Genomic DNA, 19006 nt, shown 5'->3' with positions numbered 1-19006 from the left:
GATATTTTTGTATTATTCGAATGTAGAAATTAGAATTTCTAATATTGTAATAGCGGCATCACTTATTTTTGTACCAGGGCCAAAAATGGCAACTGCACCAGCCTCAAAAAGAAAGTCATAGTCATCAGGGGGGATTACTCCTCCTACTATAACCATAATATCTTCTCTGTTATATTTTTTGAGTTCAGCAACGATTTGTGGGACTAATGTTTTGTGACCTCCAGCGAGAGAGGAAACGCCTACAATATGTACATCGTTTTCTACTGCTTGTTTTGCAGCTTCTGCTGGTGTTTGAAACAATGGCCCTATATCTACATCAAAGCCTACATCTGCATAACTGGTGGCTACTACTTTTGCGCCACGATCATGACCATCTTGCCCCATCTTGGCAATCATGATTCTGGGTCTTCGTCCTTCTAAATCTGCATATTGATTTGCGAGTTCTCTTGCTTTATTAAAAGAAGCATCATCTTTTATCTCTTTGGCATACACTCCTGTAAATGATTTTATTTCTGCTTTATATCTTCCGAATTCTTTTTCTAGGGCATCACTGATTTCTCCTAAAGTAGCTCTAAGCCTTGCTGCATCTACAGCTAATTCTAATAAATTTTGATGATCATCTGTTGCTGCCAGCGTTAATTTTTTTAAAGCTTGTTGTACATCTTCTTCATTTCTTGAAGCCTTTACTCTGGTAAGTCCTTCTATCTGTTGGGTTCTTACAGCTTGATTGTCGACTTTTAAGGTTTTGATAGCTTCTTCCTCTTCTAGGGTGTATTTGTTTACACCAATGATAACATCTTGTTCACTATCAATCCTTGCTTGTTTACGGGCAGCGGCTTCCTCTATTCTCATTTTAGGAATTCCAGCTTCGATAGCCTTGGTCATTCCTCCTAATTCTTCTACTTCTTCCAGAAGTTTCCAAGCTTTTTCTGCAATATCATTTGTCAAAGATTCTACATAGTAGCTACCTGCCCATGGGTCTACTGTGCGTGTAATTCGAGTCTCTTCTTGCAGATATATTTGTGTGTTTCTGGCAATTCTTGCCGAAAAATCTGTTGGTAATGCAATGGCTTCATCCAATGCATTGGTGTGTAAACTTTGTGTGCCTCCAAAAGCGGCGGCGCTGGCTTCTATACAAGTTCGTGCTACGTTGTTAAAAGGATCTTGGGCAGTAAGACTCCATCCACTAGTTTGACAGTGCGTACGGAGCATTAATGATTTTGGGTTTTTTGGGTTGAATTGCTGGATCAGTTTTGCCCATAGCATACGTGCTGCACGCATTTTAGCAATTTCCATAAAATGATTCATACCGATTGCCCAAAAGAAAGAGAGACGAGGAGCAAATGCATCTACATCCATTCCTGCTTCTATTCCTTTACGTATATATTCTAATCCATCTGCAAGGGTATATGCTAATTCTATATCACAGGTTGCGCCTGCTTCTTGCATATGATACCCAGAGATGCTTATAGGGTTAAATTTTGGCATATTCTTAGAGCAATACTCAAAGATATCTCCTATAATTCGCATGGATGGAGTAGGAGGATATACATAAGTATTACGCACCATAAATTCTTTGAGGATATCGTTTTGGATTGTTCCTGAAAGTAATTTTTTATCAACACCTTGCTCTTCTGCTGCAACAATATAAAATGCCATAATGGGTAAAACAGCACCATTCATAGTCATAGAAACAGACATTTTATCAAGAGGAATTTGATCAAATAATATTTTCATATCCTCTACCGTATCAATAGCTACCCCTGCCATACCAACATCACCAAATACGCGTTCATGATCACTATCGTATCCACGATGTGTAGCCAAATCAAAGGCTACGGATAATCCTTTTTGTCCAGCAGCAAGATTTCTGCGATAAAAAGCATTACTTTCTTCTGCTGTAGAAAACCCTGCATATTGTCTTATAGTCCATGGTCTACGAACATACATCGTAGAGTAAGGGCCGCGTAGATAAGGGGGTATTCCTGCAGAGAAATTAAGGTGATCTATAGAGCCAAGATCATCTTTGTTATAAGTTGATTTTATATTGATCCCTTCAGGTGTGCTATAGGTAGAAGTCTGCTGTGATTTGTTTGGTGTTGCTACTTTTGCTAATTGTATATGTTGTATGTCTTTTCTATTCATAGCTCAAAGCCTCATTTTTTTCAGGATGATAAATTAACAAGGCTATAAAATTAAGGTTTTAAAACTGATTTTTATTAAAAAAATACAATTCACAAGTAAGTTTATAGAGAATAATGTAAAAAAATTAATTAAAAGCTTTTTCAATAACCATTAAAATAGAGTAGTATATATCAAAAGCAATAAAGTTTTTTATTCCTGATGTACGAAGTTCTTTATCAGTAATATAATATATCTTTTGAGAAATCAGTGAGGTGCTCACATTTCCATCTTTTTCGAGTGTAGAAATTAGATCTTTAAAATCATTACTATTAGTAGTGTTTTTGAGACACTGGATGTAACCACCTCTATAATTAAAAATTAGAAGTTCTTTTTGATTTTTTTTATTGGTAGGAGGTACTTTTGTTATAGTCTCATTGTTTTCATATTCACTTAATTTAATCCAAAGTGAATTTTTATTGTTTGCTATTTTTTTAAACTCTCGTGCTAGGCGAATCGAGTTTTCTGAGGGGAGTTTTCTAAGATCAATCGATAGACTGGCCACTTCTGCCAGAAAAGTTCGATAGGTTTTTATAGAATCAGTGCCAAACTTATAATGCGCAAACAAATCATTTTCAAAAGAATTGTATGCTTTTTTTATGATACCAGTTTCATCTACATCATAACAGTTGATACCAGATTGAGAATAAGTAGCCTTTATACATAATAATAAAGACAAGGCTATAATTCTAGATCTAATCTTAAGGGGCATTAATTTAGATTTAGTAATGTTAGTGTATAAGTTTTGTTTTAAAAATTAGGCGAAAGTTAACAATAAGTTAGTATATATTAACGTTTTATTATGTTTTTTTTGAATTTAATCAAAAAAAGAGCATTATTTTTTGATGTATTACTATTTGAAAGATAGTGTTTTGTGCCAAAAGATGGTAGGTAGCAGATTATTTAAAAGCTTTTTCTATGACTAATAAAATAGAATAATAAATATCGAAAGCAATAAAACTTTTTACCTCATAGCTATTGAATTCCTCAGTTGGCAAATCATGTAGTTTTTGAGCAATTAAAGATGGGCTTACGTTACCATCATATTCTAACATATCGATGATATCTTTAAAATTTTCACTATTACTGGTGTTTTTTAAGCATTGTATGAAACCTCCTCGATAGTTAAAAGTTAGTACCTCTTCTTTATCTGTACCAGTTTTTATAGTAGTGTTTTCTTCTGAAGCAACCATTTCTTCGTCATATTGGCTAAGTAATACCCAAAGAGAGTTTCTATCTGTAGCTTTTTGTTTATATATACGTGCAAGACGGATAGAGTTTTGAGAAGGGAGTTTTCTGAGATTTATTGACAAATTGTAAACTTCTGTAAGAAAGGTTCTATATGTTTTGATAGTATCATTATTGAATTTATAATGAGCGAACAAGTCTTTTTCAAATGAAGTAAATGATTGGTTTAGTAATCCTTGATTATCAATTTTAAGACAATCAAAGTTTTCTGCAGAGGTTTGAGTATTACCAATAATGCTTATAAATAGCGGTAAAAAAAGTAACACAACCTTATATTTAATCCTTAGGGGCATGAGATTAAAATTAAGTTATAAAAAATGTTAGGTCTTTGTAAAGTACAAAAAATTAATGACTTATGCTATGCATGCATAGCTTTTTTTTCAATTTTTTCTGATAACCTTTTTGTTAGTATTGGAGCTAATAGTGTTTTTCTAACCTTTTTTTCAGGAAAAATAGGTTTCTGAATCTCAGGAATATGCTCATTTGAGTTTTGATACTTGTTTGTTCCAGTAAGAACGATATTTTCATTATCAAATAATTCTTGTTCTTTGGTAGCACTCTCTTTTATTTTTTTCTGAAGAGTGCCCGATTTTAGCTGTTTTAAGAATCCACCACTATCTTCAATGTTTTTGAATAGTGCTAAAGCTTTTTCTGCCAATTGATTTGTCAAACTCTCTATATAATACGATCCTGATGCTGGATTGGATACGATATCAAAATAACTTTCATTTTTGAGGAGTAATAATTGATTTAAAGAAATCCTTGTGCCAAAATCATTCTCAAGATGGTATACATCATCATAAGGTAAATTTTGTACAGTATCTGCACCACCTAATATAGCACTCATACATTCTGTAGTAGTACGTAACATATTTACATTGTAATCAAGAATAGTTTTATTTCTATGAGAAGGGTATGCAATGATATGACATTCTGATAGTGTATTATATTCTGAAGCCAACGTTTTCCATAACCATCTAAGGGCTCTTAATTTTGCAATTTCAAAAAAGTAATTACCACCTACTGCAACTTTAAAAACTATAGGCGTTTTTCCTAAAGATATTTTTGTGTTGTTACAATGATTCAAATATTCATTTGCGTGTGCCAATCCATAGGCTAATTGTTGTACCATAGTCGCACCAGCATTTTGATACAATCCGATATCAATACTAAGGCTACTTTTGAGATGAGAACTGCATATGATTTCTTTTAATAAAGAATGATCATTCTTTAAATTATCAAACCAATTTCCTGTTTTTGCTAGATTACCTATGATATCTGTTAAAACAAAAATATTCAAATCAGTTTTATCAGCAATGTTGTTTAATTTCTGAATATATGAAGCACATAGAAATTGAGTTTCTACAAAAATATTGATAGTTGAAGGGATACCTTTCAAAAGCTCTTTTGCATCAGTCTCTTTTTGTGTGATTACAAAATGAATACTCTCTGCACCTTTCTTTATAGAGCTCAGTGCTTTTTGATTACTAGTTGTTGTTTGTTCTACAACTATTTTTAAAGCATTTTTCCAAGAAACAGGATGTGTAACAGGGGTGTCAATAGCTGCTACATCTTCTTGATGGTAGAAAGGTTTAATATCAATCCCTTCTAAAGAATTATAAATCAATGCTTCATTATAATCAGCGCCTTTGAGGTCAAATTGAATTTTTTGTTTCCACTCTTTTGCAGAAACTTCATCAAAACTATCAAATAGGGATTTAGTCATCTTTATCATTTTTAGGTATACTATCTTCATACTCGATAATGTATATTTCTTCATTATCTCGTTTCATAAAATATTCTTCTCGGGCAAATTTTTCCAGCTCGCTACTATCTTTTAATACTTTGATGTTTTTTTGATCTTTTACAATCTCTTTTATATAGTACTTTTTATTATCCTCAAGTTCCTGTATTTCCTCATCTAATTCTCTATGAATTAGCCATGAGTTTGTATCAAGAAACAACATCCATATAATGAATAATAAAATTATGAGCACATATTTATTTAAAAATATAGCAAATATCGGAATGAGTGCCGGTTTGTTTTTTAGTTTCTGAAAATATTGCTTTAACTTCAATCTAATTAAGAATATTATTGGTGTAAAGGTACAAAAAGTTAATTCAAACGCTCCTTGATAATGGTTCGTACAATATCTACAGCTACATTATTATAGTTATTGTTGGGTATAATAAGATCAGCAAATTCTTTGGTTGGATCAATGAATTGCTGATGCATGGGTTTTAATGTGTTTTGATATCGGTCTAAAACCTCATCCATATCTCTACCTCGTTCAGAAATATCTCTTTTTAATCTTCTTATTAACCGTTCATCGCTATCAGTTTGCACATATATTTTGATGTCAAACATATCTCTTATTTTAGCATTGGTAAGAATCAAAATCCCTTCTACGATGATTACTTTGCTCGGTGCGGTAGTAACAGTTTTACCAGTACGATTATGTTCTACAAAAGAATATATCGGTTGTTCGATAGTTTCTCCTTTTCTAAGAGCAATAAGGTGTTCTCCTAGTAGATCAAAATCTATAGATTGAGGGTGGTCAAAATTTATGAGTACTCTCTCATCATAGGTAAGGTGACTGGTGTCTTTATAATATGAGTCTTGAGAGATGACACATACCTCATTTTCTGGTAATTCATTTATAATATGATTTACAACAGTGGTTTTACCACAACCAGTTCCTCCGGCGATACCGATAATTAGCATTTTTGATTTTTTGGCAAATGTAAAAATTGTTTTCGAGTATTATAGTGAATGAACATTATAAGTAAAAAATAGGTGTATACTATACTGTTATTATGGATGATAAATTACACCTGATGAAGAGTCTTTATGGGCACCAGTAACAGAGTGTAAGCAATTGATTTCATTTCGTTCTTTTAATACTCCCATAAAGGCAAAAATTAGTGCTTCTTTAAAATCAATAACCTTTTCTTCTGGTACAATTACAGTAGCAAAATTATGTAGTTTTTGTTGTAGTATTTTAATAAGAAAATCATTTTTTGCACCACCTCCTGTGATCAATAGCGATGTGTGCTTTTTATTGGTTGCAATGATGCAAGTAGCAATTTGATGAGCGATATGATGAACGGCGGTATGTAATAAGTTTTCTGGTGTATCCTGAGTTTGGTCAATAATTGGAATTACTTTTTCTGAGAACCATTCATATCCTAATGATTTAGGATGTGGGAGTTGATAATAGTCTAGAGAATTTAGTGTTTTTAATAATGAACTGTTTAAAGTTCCAGTCTCAGCTATTTTTCCTCCTTTGTCATATGCTTTATCAATTGTAGCACAGATGTAATTGAGCAACATATTGGCAGGAGATATATCATAGGCAATTCTTTTTTTATCTAGATTAAAAGAAATATTACTGATTCCTCCTAGATTAAGGCAAAAATCATAAGTGTCAAATAATAATTGATCTCCTACCGGAACAAGGGGAGCTCCTTGGCCGCCAAGCGCTACGTCTTTGGTTCTAAAGTCACATATCACTTTTTTTTTACAAGCATTAGCCAAATGCTGCCCAGAGCCTATTTGGTAGGTAAGTCCAATTTCTGGTTGATGAAAAACAGTATGGCCATGACTCGCAATAAAATCTACTTGAATGTTATTCTGAGTTATAAATTTTTTGACTTGATTGCCTAACCAGTTGCCATATTCATTATGAAAAGCCAGTAAAGAAGCTGTATCCATATAGATAGAATTTTTCAACTTTTCTTTAAAATCAGGTGTATAATCAATACTACTGGTATTGAGGATAGAGAATACCCAGTTTTGACCTTTTTTTTCAAAATGACAATTGGCAATATCTAAACCATCTAGAGAGGTGCCAGACATTAAGCCAATTACAGTGTATTGATTTTTAGTGTTCATATCTAGAGTTGTACAGGAGAGTTACCAATAGTGTTATATTGTTTAATAAAGTGTTGCGCAGCGACTTGCTGAAAAGCATCAAAATCCTGATAGGCAATTATTATGTTATTAATATTTTTGGTAGGTAAAATCTTTATAGTATAAGGATTGCCAAAGAGATATAGCGTAACATTTTTTGTAGCACTCAACTTGATTATGTTTTCTTTGATTTCAGGAGTAATACCAAATTCATTCATCGGTTTTATAGATGGAGGAAATAATGCGATCAAGATGTTATCAGAAGAATCTGCTAGTGAGAGGTGAGTGTCACTCATAACGGTACAGTTCTTTGATTTTATAATTTCTTTAAAAAACGTACAATCTGTAGATTTACCATAAACAATGGCGTCAAAATTTTCGACACTAAATTTTTCAAAACTTTTTATGTTTGATTTATAGTGAGTAATTGATCCTTTGGCAATAGAATAATTTAAAGCATTTGTTTTTTCAAAATCAAAAGTATGATCGGTGCTGTTTTCTATGAATGCTTTTTGTTTTAATTTTTGAATTCTTTCGAAACTTTCTTCAATTTGTAGGTTGGTAGCATTTTTTTCGATAGCAAGGATACCTTCTTCTACATTTTCGGCAAAGCACAAAATATCATTTCCTGCATCAAAAGCTTTCCATTCCAGCATTCCCTTTTCAGTATAAAGTTTAGAAACACTATGCATATTAAGTGCATCAGAGATAACAACTCCATCAAAGCCTAATTCCTGACGTAATAATCCTTTGATAATATCTTTTGATAAGGTAGCTGATATGTTTTTTCCTTGGGAGAGAGAGGGAACCGCAAGATGACCAATAAGTATACTGTCTACTCCCGAGTCTATTGCTTTGATAAATGGGTAGAGTTCTTCTGTATATAATTCTTGTTTGGATTTAGAAATTATAGGTAGACCTAGATGTGAATCTACAGCGGTATCGCCATGTCCAGGAAAATGCTTAAAACAACCTAGTATTCCAGCACTTTTGAGTCCTTTGTAAAAAGCCAGAGATTTATCTGTCACCTGTTTTTTCTCTTCTCCAAAAGACCGATATCCAATTACAGGATTACTAGGATTGATATTAATATCGACCACAGGAGCTAGATTAAGGTGGATCCCCATATTTTTAAGATCATACCCAATATGTTGTCCTACTTCATAGATCAGTGCTTTTTTATGATCAGGAAGCGCACCAAGAGTAATAGCATAAGGATAGTGTGAGGTGTTTTCTACTCGCATAGCTAGTCCCCATTCTGCATCAATACTTATCAAAAGAGGGGAGTGGGCAATACTCTGATAATGTGTAATAAGTTGTGCTAATCGATTTGAGCTATCTTCATTTCTAATTACTTTTTTCTTCCCTTCAAAATTGGTAGCTGCACTAGCTCTACTATGAAAAAAAGTAAGTCCTCCGATTTTATGATTTTTTATTAATTCTTCGATTTCTTTTATCTCCTTATCTGTATCATTAATGAATGCAGCAGGAAAGAAAAATTGCCCAATTTTTTCTGTTTTTGTAAGTTTTGAGAGGTTCATAGATTGAGAAATGCTGTTTTATTATATGATTTTAATTCGCTTCTTTTTTACCATAAGTTGCAGGGTATTGTATATAACGTGTTAGGATAATACCTGGTATTGCTGCAATAGCTACCCAGATAAAAAAACCTGTATACCCAAGTGTTTGTTGGATAAAACCGCTTAACATACCAGGGAGCATCATACCCATTGCCATAAAACCAGTTGCAATTGCATAATGTGAAGTTTTTGAAACCCCATCTGCTACATAAATCAAAAACATGAGATAGGCAGCAAAGCCAAAACCATATCCAAATTGCTCTATAATAACGACCAATGTTGCAAATAAAATGGAAGAAGGTTGCCATATCGCTAGTAACACATAAAGTAGATTAGGCAGATTGAGAGCCAAAATCATAGGGAGCATCCATTTTTTTAATCCATGTTTAGAAATAACAACCCCTCCCAGAATACCACCAATAGTTAACGCAATAACTCCAAAAGTACCATAAATAGTTCCTACTTCTGTAGTTGATAATGCTAATCCACCTTCTTTTGTTTTATCTAGTAAAAAGGGGGATGCCATTTTGACTAACTGTGATTCTCCTAGGCGATATACAAGAATAAAAGCTAGAGCAATTCCTATATTTTTTTTCTCAAAGAATGTTCCTAAAACATCAAGAAAACGCAAAGGTTTGGCATTAGTTGTAGCTTGATCTTCTATTTTTGGAGTTGTAAGCAGATTCATTACGGTAAGTATAATCATAAAGATGGCGGTAATAATCATAGTATATGACCAAGCTTTTTGAGGAGCCCCATAATATTCTTCTAAAAAACCTGCAACTATAACAATTAACCCTTGTCCTGTTATCATGGCCAGTCGATAAAAAGTACTTCGAATCCCTAAAAAGAGCGATTGTTTCTTTTCTGAAAGCGCAATTAGATAATACCCGTCTGATGCAATGTCATTGGTAGCAGAAGCAAAAGAAGCAATCCAAAAAAGAGAAAGACTTACTACAAAAAAATTATGAGTGGGAATTGTAAAACCGACTCCCAAAAATACTATTGCAATGAGTAATTGCATGGTAAGGAACCAGTTGCGTTTTGTACTTTTTATATCAACAAATGGACTCCAAAATGGTTTTAGAACCCAAGGTAGATAGAGCCAGCTAGTATATAAAGCGATATCAGTATTGTTAATCCCTAATTGTTTATACATGATTACAGAAACAGTAATGATAATAACGTAGGGTAATCCTTCTGTAAAATATAAAGAAGGAACCCAAGCCCATGTGTTTTTATCTTTGTTTGAAATTGGCATATGCTATTTTTTGAAAAACTCTAAATATAGTTTTAGTATTTGATATCTGTTTTTGGTTGTTTTTGAGGGTGATATAACATATTAAAGGATGAGAAGCATGTAAGATTTTTCATTAATACAGGGTTTATCTTCGAAAAATACAAAGAAAATATCTTTATAAGCGATAGAGATGTAATAGAAAAACAAAAAGTAGGAGTAAAGGTAAATTAATAGTTGCCTTTTTTGATTAGTAATTGTATTATGGAATTAAAAAAACACTTCGATTGATAAAAAGAACTATTTTTTCACTTGAATCAAACGGTATAAATAATAGCATAATTTTAATATATGAATACACAAGCACTTCTATCAAAAATAAATATTCCAGAAAAAGAGTCAATTGATTTGATAGGTATTTCCAGAGTAAAACAGATAGATAAAGAAGAGTGTTATATTACTCAGGGGCAAGTGCCTCAAAGGTTTGCAATACTCAAAAGCGGACTTTTTAGATATTATTATATTGATAACGAAGGAAATGAATTTACAAAAGGATTTATAACAGAAAGTAATGTACTTAGTTCATATTCTGCAATGCTATACCAAACACCCTCACATTTTTTTATTCAAGCGTTAGAGCATTCAGAGATTCTGGATATCAGTTATACAGAGTGGCTTTTACTGCAGGAAAACAATCCGTATTGGGATAAATTTTTGATTAGTGCACTCCAAAAAGGATATTGTACTAAGGAAAAAAGAGAACGAGAATTATTGTTATTGAATGCAGAAAGACGATACCATATATTTCTTGAAGAATTTCCTGATTTAGAAAAAAGAGTAAAACTTCAGACAATTGCTTCTTATTTAGGGATTAAGCCTGAATCTTTGAGTAGAATAAGAAAAAAAATGACGAACTAACATAGGTCAATTTTTTATAATATATCACTTTCTATTTTTGGCGAATAATCAAAAAAAATGGAATTATGACGTTTATTAATAGTACTATTCTTATCACAGGAGGAAGCTCAGGGCTTGGACTTGAGATGGCAGGGCGTTTTCTAGAAATGGGCAATCAGGTGATTATTTGCTCTAGAACATCACAAAAACTAGAAGAAGCAAAATATAAGTTGCCTAATGTGATTACTTATCAATGTGATATTTCAAAACCAGCAGAGTGTAAACGATTATCTGAATGGATTAAAGAGCTGTACCCTCAATTAAATGTTTTGATAAATAATGCTGCTATAGTACATCAAACTCCTTTTTTTGAAACAGAGGGTATCTTACCAATGCTAGATGCTGAGGTTGAAACTAATTTTTTGGCACCTGTAAGACTCATAAAATTAATATACCCTATTCTAAAAGAGAATAAACCAATGATTATTAATATAACTACGGGGTTGATTTATGCTCCAAAAGCGGCTTATTCGTTTTATAATGCTACAAAAACTGCATTACACTCATTTACTCAAACAATAAGAATACAACTTAAAGATACACAAACAAGAGTGGTAGAGGTAATGTTTCCAGCAGTAAAAACACCTTGGCACAAGGGGACTCCACCAAAAATTGCTATCTCTGTAGAAAAAGCGGTAGATGAGATGATTATTGGTTTGAAAAAAGATAAAAAAGAGATTAGAATTGGAGGGTCGAGATTGCTTTATTTTGTTTCTAGAATCGCACCAAAATTTGCGATTAAAAAAGTAAATAGTTTGAAATAGTGATGAAGTTGACAAATTTTCTATGGATTGAATGTCTTTTTTATTATAGGTTTTTAATAAAGGATAAAGATCAATGAAATAACAGATATGAATACCCATAGGATTAAGGCAAATAATATGGGCTTGAATCCAGTTGATTTAAGATCAGAAATAGATAATGAAGACCCAACCAAAAAAAGAGTTATTACCAATAATCGTTTTGAGATCATTACTATAGACTCTGTAATAGTAGTGGGTAGTATATGGCAGCTATTTATTAATATAGCCGCGATAAAAGCGATAATAAAATATGGTATTTTTATTTTTTCTCCTTTGGTTTTAAAAAGAAAAGTAGACAAAATAGAAAGAGGAATTATCCAGAGTGTTCTAGAAAGTTTTACTGTTGTTGCCGTTCTCAACGCTTCATCTCCATAATCAATAGCCGCACCTATTACAGAGCTGGTATCATGTATAGCAATAGCACACCATACACCAAATTGATTTTGGGTTAATTCAAAATAATGGCCAGCCACAGGAAATACAAATAAAGCAATAGCGTTTAAAAAAAATATGACACTCAAAGCAATGCTAATTGCTTTGTATTCAGCTTTGATTACAGGTGAAATTGCAGCAATAGCACTCCCACCACAAATAGAAGTTCCAGAGGTAATAAGATGACTTAGTTTTTTATCTAGTTTTAAAGCTTTACCCAAGAGTATACCCAGTATAACAGTTAATAAAATAGAAAAAAAGGTCAACCCAAAGCTATTCTTACTAGTAGCAAGGGTTTCTTTTAAGAACATGCCAAAACCCAGACCAATCACAGCAATTTTTAATAAGTAATTGATTGCAATTTGGCTATATTGTGAATATGGGTTTTTGAAAAAAAATGTAAAAGTGAATCCTAGTAGTAACGCTGTAGGGCTATTTATAAACCCCAATAAAGCTAAAACGATGATGAGAAAGAAAATTATTTTTTGCACAGTGGCCATTATGATATCCTGATTACTGAAGCAAAAATAGTGTTAAGAAATAACTTTTGAGCAATACATAGTAGAATGTAGGATAACTAAAAGTTATAGTTGCTTGTAATTAGTTTTTCAAAATAGTTCATGATTTTAGATTGAAAACCTGTTCTTGATACGAAATAGAACCATCTTTCAAACGAGATATCTTTTATATCAATTACTTTTAATTTATTATTTAGTAAATCTTCATGTACAGCATTAATAGAAACAAAAGCGTAGCTATCTGAATAGTATAAATAATTTTTGATAGCCTCTGTACTGTTAAGAACTACTTGAATATTGAGTTTATTGATATTTAAATCTTGTAGCTTGTTATATATAATCTGCCGAGTACCAGAGCCTAATTCTCGTTCTATTAATGGAATTTTGGTTAAATCATCTTTACTGATTACTCCATTTTTAAAATCGGTATTTCTAGAATTAGTAACCAAAACAATTTCGTCCTTTATAAATTTTTTGAATTGTAATTGATAATTCGTTCTTTCCCCTTCTATAATGCCAAAATCTATTTGTTGATTTACAATCAATGTTTCTACCTCTTTAGAATTGCCACTTTTTGCAATAAAATTAGTTTGAGGAGAATGTTTTCTAAATTTTGCAATGATTTTAGGAACGATGTAATTTGCTAAAGTAGTACTTACTCCAAAGGTAATATGAGTTGGTTTCTCGTCTTCTAAGCTTAGAAATTGATTATCTAATTCGGCGTATAGTTTCAATATTTTTTTTGTGTAGATTAAGAATACTTTTCCATCTTCAGTCAATTCGATAGAATTTCTTTTTCTTAAAAAAAAAGTACTTTTATATTCATCTTCCAAAAGACGTATGGTTTTTGAGATTGCAGGTTGAGACAAAAAAAGATGTTCTGCCGCTTTTGTAAAACTCAAATGGTACGCTACCTCTTTGAATATATGTAGTTTTGTTTTCATTTGATTTGTATGAAAAGCCTTAATCAATATACCCAGACTAAGCCTACTATGATGCTAATATAGAAAATCCAATAGTACTATATTAAAACTATATAGAGAATTACTATAGTTGTGTATTTATAGGTTAAGTATTGACGTAAAACAGAGGACAACTATATGGTAAAATAATATAGATAGTTTTTGTAGTAAATCACAAAAATTCTTGGTTCAGAAATTGTTAATAGGTTTGTAATAATAATAAATTGATATCCTGTGTTTTATACGATTCATGTGTTGCTATGAGTATTGTTTGCATATATAATCAAAGCTAATTTAGAATAGAATTAACGTTGCCAAAGCCTGTTAAATTAGTAAATAATACATATTTTTAAAAAAAAATTTGCACATAATCTTCTTATAGAAATAAATACAAAATGATGCAATTAAAAAGAGAGTTGAGTAGCATTTTAACTCAATTAGACAATTCCAATGATAATAAGCAAGAATTAGGTTATGAAGCTTTGTCAATTATAGATGCTATTTTGAGTGAAAACCCATTTGATGTAGATGTAAGAGTAGATAGAATGCGTTTGAATACAGATTGGGTTTTTAGTAATTCGCAAGAGATTATTCAGGATGCAAAATTTTTTATCGAAAACGAAGCTTTTGGTAAGAATAAGCTGGTAGGGTATGAGTGGCTGGTATGGGTATATGATGAGATAATGGGGCTGCCAGAAAAAGTTGTAGAAATGATAGAGGAACAACTGGTTGAGGTTCACTCTTTGTATGACAAACGTTTTGAAAAAGATAAATTAGAGAGTGAATTGCTAAATAAAATGGCCATTGTACAATATAACAATGATCAGAAAGAAGAAGCTTTGGCATTATGGGAAAAATCCTTTGATAGATATCCCTATATAATAAAACGAAATGGTTTTGTTGGAATGCTTTTTTTGGAAAACAGAAATATAGAAAAAGCAAAAAAGTTTATCTTAACACACTATGATTGGTCTTATGACTACGAAGATGATTATCGCCTGCAATATGGAATAAAATTAAAAGAGTTATACGATAATAAGGAGTTAGACAATCACCCATCATTGATAGGATTATTGTTTAATATTATACGAAACGAAAAAGGATATTTTAAGATAGAGGGAAAACTTGATTTTTACGAACAATATTTTCCAGAAATAGAAAAATGGGCAGAGTTATATCCTAGAAGTGCAATTATTAAGACCGTTTTGGCACATACCTATTTTTTTGATACCAAAAATTATGAGAAAGCTTTTATCGAGTTTTCTAAAATGCTAGAATGCGATAAAACCATTCATTATACTGGAGTTGACAGAATTATAAAAGCAACAAAAAAGTCAGGAAATGATTTTTTTGAATTAAAATTTAAATTCGAAGGGCTATCTAGTGTAATGTATAATGCAATGACTGATTTGTCTAGCTTTGCCGATAAAGCAAAAAAGAAAAAAACGCAAAAAAGATATATAGAATTAGCAGTTCAATTTGGAGAAGTTGGTTATAACCAATATCACGAATATTTAGACAATGGTACTGGTGATACTTATAATAATCAGCCACATATGTTTGCAATGTTGTGTAATAACTATGCAAATGCATTAGGGCGTTATGCAGAGTTGTTCCTGAAAAAAGAAGAAAAGGAAAACACCTATAATTATGCAGGTCAAATTCATATAGAAGGATACAAGACTAGTCAGTTTGTAGAAAATATAGAAAATGCTTCTATGGATTTTTTTAAAGGAAAAAATTATAAAGATTCTATAAAGTACTCACTAGAAACATTACAAGCTTATAGAGAAGATCTCAATGTATATGATTTTCAGTTTCACTATTATCAGATTGTACGTTCTTACATTAAACTAGACGATATAGTAAATGCCGAAAAATATTATCAAGAAGCAAAGAAATTGTACGAGAAAGTAGGTAGAGGATCAAAAGATGCTAATTATAATTTCATTTTTGCATCCAAACTCTTTTATACCTATGTAGTATCAAAAAAGAAAGAATATAGTGCATATATTGAAGAAATTGAATGGTGGTTGGATCAAGAAGTAGCAAAAGAGCAAGAACCCAAAGAGCATGGTTTAGTAAGCTATTATTTAGGAGTATGTTATAAAGAGACTCTGCAAAAAGAAAAAGCAATAAATGCATTTCAGGTTACGGTAGATTATTTACAAGACACAGATTGGGAGTTTTATGAAGAAAAATGTAATCGTGCAGAAGGATATATAAAAGCTTTAGGAGGAAAAGTAATTAAAAATAAAAATAAAGAAAAAGGAATATTTGCTCGTATTATACAAGTGATTACTTTTCCTTTTATGCTCATATTTATAATTGGCGGAATGATTTATGCCATGGCAAATGGTAAAAGCAAAGGGAAAAAGAAAAACAAAGGATAAGGTCTATTTTCTATAGTTGTTTAAATAATACAATGAATATATGAAATCTTTTTTATCCAAAATACATAAAATAGATGATGAGATATTGGATGCGTATATCTCGTATTGGACACCGTATAAGGTACCTAAAAAAACGATACTTACTTCACCTGGGCAAACAGAACGATATATCTATTTTGTGCTAGAAGGAATTCAGAAATCATATTACCTTAATGAATCAAAAGAACATATTACATTTTTTGCATACGCTCCTTCATTCAGTGGAGTTTTGGAATCTTTCTTTACACAAACACCATCAAGATATTATTTGGAAACAATTACAGATAGTGCATTTTTAAGAATTTCTTATGAGAAACATGAGCAACTCATGCAAGATTATAGAGAGATCGAAACTTTATTCCGCAAAGCAACAGAGCAATTTTTGGCAGGAGTTATACAGAGGCATCATGAGCTTATGGCTTTTGATATAGAAACACGATTCAAAACATTTGCCAAAAGAAGTCCACATTTATTTAATATGATTTCCCAAAATGATCTGGCTTCTTATTTAAGGATCGATTCAACCAATTTCAGCAAACTAATTAATAAAGTACATATCTAAAAATTTGACTATAACATCAATAATTAAAAAGGTTTTCAAAAAAGCATTGATATATCTCAAATGGTATTTTGGGAGTATTGATTATATCTTTTGGTCTACTCATTAATCTGTGTATTGTAAAGAAAGGTGTAGTTTGAACTGTTTTTTGATAAAAAGAGGATTATTTTTCTTTAAAAGTAATAATGTCTAAAGGGGTTTTAAACTTTTTCCACATAAAATAAATAGCAAATATTACAATAAGAATAGAAAATAAAATAGATACTGTTGGACCAAGAAAATTAAATAGAGAATCTAATATTTTGCCAGCAAGTTTATTACGAGATCTAATAGCAGATTCCCCTAGATTTGTTTCTCCATCGATAGTTAAATAAACCATACAAAGTCCAAAAATAAAAATATAAAAAGAGGAGCTATTGAATACTGCATTAAGCTTTTTCTCGGTTTTCACCTTTTTCTTTAATACATCTAACTGGTCTAATTGTGTAGAAAAATCAAGAGCTTCTTGTTCAGAATCAAAAGCTATTTCTTTCCAATAAATCATAATATCTTCTACTTTGCAAAATCCTTTGAAATACATTATTCCACCTCGAATTTTGATTTCTTTTATATCGTGAAATTTAAACTTAGTAGTTTTCTCCATTATTTCAGGATACTTATAGAAGTAGATAAACCTTTCAGGATTGTTCTCTTTTAGTTTACAAAAAGAGATCGCATCCTTTCCTATATAAATTGATTTAACTTCTTTGCTATCTACTGAGTATATTTTTTCCATATTTTAACAAAATAGCATTTTATTTTTATGTCAATACATAATAAGGAAATTAACTTCTGTTTATTATAACTCTGACAACATATTGATGTATAAATTATAAAATATAACAAATTAGAACTGTCATTAATGAGGTTGAATAGAACCTTTTTTTTAGTATTCTGATTGTCAGATCGCTATAATGAAAAAAATAAAATTATTTTATACTTGTAAAAAAAGTGAATTTTTAAAGAATTTCATGCAAAAACAAGTGAATTTGTTTACAAAAATCGACTTAAAACAGCTTTTTTTTATAAATAAAATGTCCAATAATAAGACTATTAAAAAACAAAGTAAATTCATGTAAATAACTGTAAATCAATGTTTTGTTTCATTGATTTGAGGTGGTGTAATTCTTTTTTATAAATTGATTAACAGTAAATTATGTTAAATTAACATAAAATAATATACGGTTTTACCGTAATTAAAAAATGATTTTCTATAGCTTTGCAAAAATTATTTTTAACAGTAAATAGTTTTAAAAGACGACGCCCCGTCTACCAAAAAAAAATGCTAATAAGTAATCCTACTTTGTATGAAAAAAAAATTACTTTACTTTATTTTATTTGCCCCTACTTTATTGATAGCTCAATTACCGAAATCAATGATAGTTGAAAGCAAAAGGTCTTATTTCTTTGAGGAATATGAAGGTTCTCCGTATTTAAAGGATAGATATGTAGCCTACGATGTTATTAATGAAAAAACAGGAACTTTTACTGGTAAACTAAAATACAATATTGATTTAGATGCGTTTGAGTATAAAGACGGTTCTAAGTTTTATCAAATCATCAAAGAAGCTGAAATTCATATACGTAATGAAGATCACTTTTTTTATTACTGCCATTTTGTATCGCCCAGAGGTTCAAAAAGAGAAGGGTATTATGTTTTGTTAGAATTACATGATCAATACAGAATGTATAAAAGATACACTTTGGATATTACTGAACCGGAGAAAAGCTCAGGAAGTACCTATGGTGTTGAACCTGGAGAGATCAAACAAATTTGCACCTATTACCTAGAGGAAAATGGTGTGATCGCAGAATTATCACAGAATGAAAAAGATATTCTAGAGCTTTTCAGTGATAAAAGAATAGAATTAGCAGCTTACCTTAAAAAAGAGAAACTTCGATTGAAAAAGGAAGAAGATCTTGTGCGATTTATAGCCAAGTATAATGCCTTAAAACAAAGTGATAACACTACAAATAAAAGCCTTATAAGTAAAAGGCAGGAAGAATAATATTTTAATCTTTTTTTAAACAAAAACTTCGATTTATATTTTTTGCATATTCATATGGATAAGTGCCCCTTTCCTGTATGTTATATGTTGATTTATAATAACTTAATTAATAATTATTAAATTTAAATACCGCTTA

At 31.1% G+C, this 19006-nt stretch carries 17 protein-coding genes; 5 read left to right on the top strand and 12 right to left on the bottom strand.

Annotated elements, in window-relative coordinates:
* Positions 1–12: 12 nt before the first annotated feature.
* The 9 genes from scpA to DG508_RS13850 form a co-directional block, all read right to left on the bottom strand.
* Positions 13–2145 (bottom strand): methylmalonyl-CoA mutase, encoded by a 2133-nt coding sequence (gene scpA / locus DG508_RS13890; protein WP_108868723.1) that lies wholly within the window; start codon positions 2143–2145, stop codon positions 13–15.
* A gap of 124 nt (positions 2146–2269) precedes the next feature.
* Complete coding sequence (locus DG508_RS13885) at positions 2270–2893, bottom strand: hypothetical protein (RefSeq protein WP_108868722.1); 624 nt, start codon at positions 2891–2893, stop codon at positions 2270–2272.
* 187 nt (positions 2894–3080) lie between these two features.
* A complete protein-coding gene (locus DG508_RS13880) occupies positions 3081–3695 on the bottom strand; it encodes a hypothetical protein (RefSeq protein ID WP_159090834.1) in 615 nt (204 codons plus the stop codon).
* Between the two features lie 92 nt (positions 3696–3787).
* Positions 3788–5155 carry a methylmalonyl-CoA mutase subunit beta gene (locus DG508_RS13875; RefSeq protein WP_108868753.1) on the bottom strand — a complete coding sequence of 456 codons (1368 nt, stop codon included), beginning with the start codon at positions 5153–5155 and terminating at the stop codon, positions 3788–3790.
* Positions 5148–5426 carry an FtsB family cell division protein gene (locus DG508_RS13870; RefSeq protein WP_369858613.1) on the bottom strand — a complete coding sequence of 93 codons (279 nt, stop codon included), beginning with the start codon at positions 5424–5426 and terminating at the stop codon, positions 5148–5150. Before DG508_RS13870 ends, DG508_RS13875 begins: the two co-directional genes overlap by 8 nt.
* 119 nt (positions 5427–5545) lie before the next feature.
* Positions 5546–6154, bottom strand: coding sequence for a uridine kinase (udk, locus tag DG508_RS13865; RefSeq protein ID WP_103866372.1), 609 nt, complete (start codon positions 6152–6154; stop codon positions 5546–5548).
* A 90-nt stretch (positions 6155–6244) separates the two neighbouring features.
* Entirely contained in the window at positions 6245–7324 is a 1080-nt protein-coding gene (locus DG508_RS13860) for an anhydro-N-acetylmuramic acid kinase (RefSeq protein ID WP_108868720.1), read from the bottom strand.
* A gap of 2 nt (positions 7325–7326) precedes the next feature.
* A complete protein-coding gene (locus DG508_RS13855; RefSeq protein ID WP_108868719.1) occupies positions 7327–8883 on the bottom strand; it encodes a glycoside hydrolase family 3 protein in 1557 nt (518 codons plus the stop codon).
* A 31-nt stretch (positions 8884–8914) separates the two neighbouring features.
* Positions 8915–10183, bottom strand: coding sequence for an MFS transporter (locus DG508_RS13850; protein WP_108868718.1), 1269 nt, complete (start codon positions 10181–10183; stop codon positions 8915–8917).
* A 327-nt stretch (positions 10184–10510) separates the two neighbouring features.
* Here DG508_RS13850 and DG508_RS13845 point away from each other — a divergent pair, with 327 nt between their 5' ends.
* A complete protein-coding gene (locus DG508_RS13845) occupies positions 10511–11077 on the top strand; it encodes a Crp/Fnr family transcriptional regulator (RefSeq protein ID WP_108868717.1) in 567 nt (188 codons plus the stop codon).
* Positions 11078–11142: 65 nt separating this feature from the next.
* Positions 11143–11880 carry an SDR family oxidoreductase gene (locus tag DG508_RS13840; RefSeq protein ID WP_108868716.1) on the top strand — a complete coding sequence of 246 codons (738 nt, stop codon included), beginning with the start codon at positions 11143–11145 and terminating at the stop codon, positions 11878–11880.
* A gap of 53 nt (positions 11881–11933) precedes the next feature.
* Here DG508_RS13840 and DG508_RS13835 read toward each other — a convergent pair whose 3' ends face one another.
* On the bottom strand, positions 11934–12851 hold the full coding sequence (locus DG508_RS13835) for a YeiH family protein (protein WP_108868715.1): 918 nt from the start codon (positions 12849–12851) through the stop codon (positions 11934–11936).
* A gap of 77 nt (positions 12852–12928) precedes the next feature.
* Positions 12929–13813, bottom strand: a complete 885-nt coding sequence (locus tag DG508_RS13830) for a LysR substrate-binding domain-containing protein (RefSeq protein ID WP_108868714.1) — start codon at positions 13811–13813, stop codon at positions 12929–12931.
* Positions 13814–14226: 413 nt separating this feature from the next.
* Here DG508_RS13830 and DG508_RS13825 point away from each other — a divergent pair, with 413 nt between their 5' ends.
* Together DG508_RS13825 and DG508_RS13820 are read left to right on the top strand one after the other, a co-directional pair.
* Positions 14227–16224 (top strand): tetratricopeptide repeat protein, encoded by a 1998-nt coding sequence (locus DG508_RS13825; RefSeq protein WP_108868713.1) that lies wholly within the window; start codon positions 14227–14229, stop codon positions 16222–16224.
* 40 nt (positions 16225–16264) lie between these two features.
* Positions 16265–16825, top strand: a complete 561-nt coding sequence (locus tag DG508_RS13820; protein ID WP_108868712.1) for a Crp/Fnr family transcriptional regulator — start codon at positions 16265–16267, stop codon at positions 16823–16825.
* Positions 16826–16985: 160 nt separating this feature from the next.
* Here DG508_RS13820 and DG508_RS13815 read toward each other — a convergent pair whose 3' ends face one another.
* Positions 16986–17597 carry a hypothetical protein gene (locus DG508_RS13815; protein ID WP_108868711.1) on the bottom strand — a complete coding sequence of 204 codons (612 nt, stop codon included), beginning with the start codon at positions 17595–17597 and terminating at the stop codon, positions 16986–16988.
* Positions 17598–18168: 571 nt separating this feature from the next.
* Here DG508_RS13815 and DG508_RS13810 point away from each other — a divergent pair.
* Complete coding sequence (locus DG508_RS13810) at positions 18169–18870, top strand: hypothetical protein (protein WP_108868710.1); 702 nt, start codon at positions 18169–18171, stop codon at positions 18868–18870.
* Positions 18871–19006: the final 136 nt, after the last annotated feature.

Source organism: Aquimarina aquimarini (assembly GCF_900299535.1).
GTDB classification, from domain to species: domain Bacteria; phylum Bacteroidota; class Bacteroidia; order Flavobacteriales; family Flavobacteriaceae; genus Aquimarina; species Aquimarina aquimarini.
Note: the sequence above shows the minus strand (reverse complement) of the source record. Positions and strands in the feature narration are given on the sequence as shown.

What these genes read in the sequence shown, in the direction of transcription:
- udk (WP_103866372.1), bottom strand. Translation starts at nt 6,154, where the DNA reads ATGCTAATTATCGGTATCGCCGGAGGAACTGGTTGTGGTAAAACCACT.
- DG508_RS13860 (WP_108868720.1), bottom strand. Translation starts at nt 7,324, where the DNA reads ATGAACACTAAAAATCAATACACTGTAATTGGCTTAATGTCTGGCACC.
- DG508_RS13850 (WP_108868718.1), bottom strand. Translation starts at nt 10,183, where the DNA reads ATGCCAATTTCAAACAAAGATAAAAACACATGGGCTTGGGTTCCTTCT.
- DG508_RS13820 (WP_108868712.1), top strand. Translation starts at nt 16,265, where the DNA reads ATGAAATCTTTTTTATCCAAAATACATAAAATAGATGATGAGATATTG.
- DG508_RS13840 (WP_108868716.1), top strand. Translation starts at nt 11,143, where the DNA reads ATGACGTTTATTAATAGTACTATTCTTATCACAGGAGGAAGCTCAGGG.
- DG508_RS13810 (WP_108868710.1), top strand. Translation starts at nt 18,169, where the DNA reads ATGAAAAAAAAATTACTTTACTTTATTTTATTTGCCCCTACTTTATTG.
- DG508_RS13875 (WP_108868753.1), bottom strand. Translation starts at nt 5,155, where the DNA reads ATGACTAAATCCCTATTTGATAGTTTTGATGAAGTTTCTGCAAAAGAG.
- DG508_RS13885 (WP_108868722.1), bottom strand. Translation starts at nt 2,893, where the DNA reads ATGCCCCTTAAGATTAGATCTAGAATTATAGCCTTGTCTTTATTATTA.
- DG508_RS13845 (WP_108868717.1), top strand. Translation starts at nt 10,511, where the DNA reads ATGAATACACAAGCACTTCTATCAAAAATAAATATTCCAGAAAAAGAG.
- scpA (WP_108868723.1), bottom strand. Translation starts at nt 2,145, where the DNA reads ATGAATAGAAAAGACATACAACATATACAATTAGCAAAAGTAGCAACA.
- DG508_RS13855 (WP_108868719.1), bottom strand. Translation starts at nt 8,883, where the DNA reads ATGAACCTCTCAAAACTTACAAAAACAGAAAAAATTGGGCAATTTTTC.
- DG508_RS13835 (WP_108868715.1), bottom strand. Translation starts at nt 12,851, where the DNA reads ATGGCCACTGTGCAAAAAATAATTTTCTTTCTCATCATCGTTTTAGCT.
- DG508_RS13830 (WP_108868714.1), bottom strand. Translation starts at nt 13,813, where the DNA reads ATGAAAACAAAACTACATATATTCAAAGAGGTAGCGTACCATTTGAGT.
- DG508_RS13815 (WP_108868711.1), bottom strand. Translation starts at nt 17,597, where the DNA reads ATGGAAAAAATATACTCAGTAGATAGCAAAGAAGTTAAATCAATTTAT.
- DG508_RS13825 (WP_108868713.1), top strand. Translation starts at nt 14,227, where the DNA reads ATGATGCAATTAAAAAGAGAGTTGAGTAGCATTTTAACTCAATTAGAC.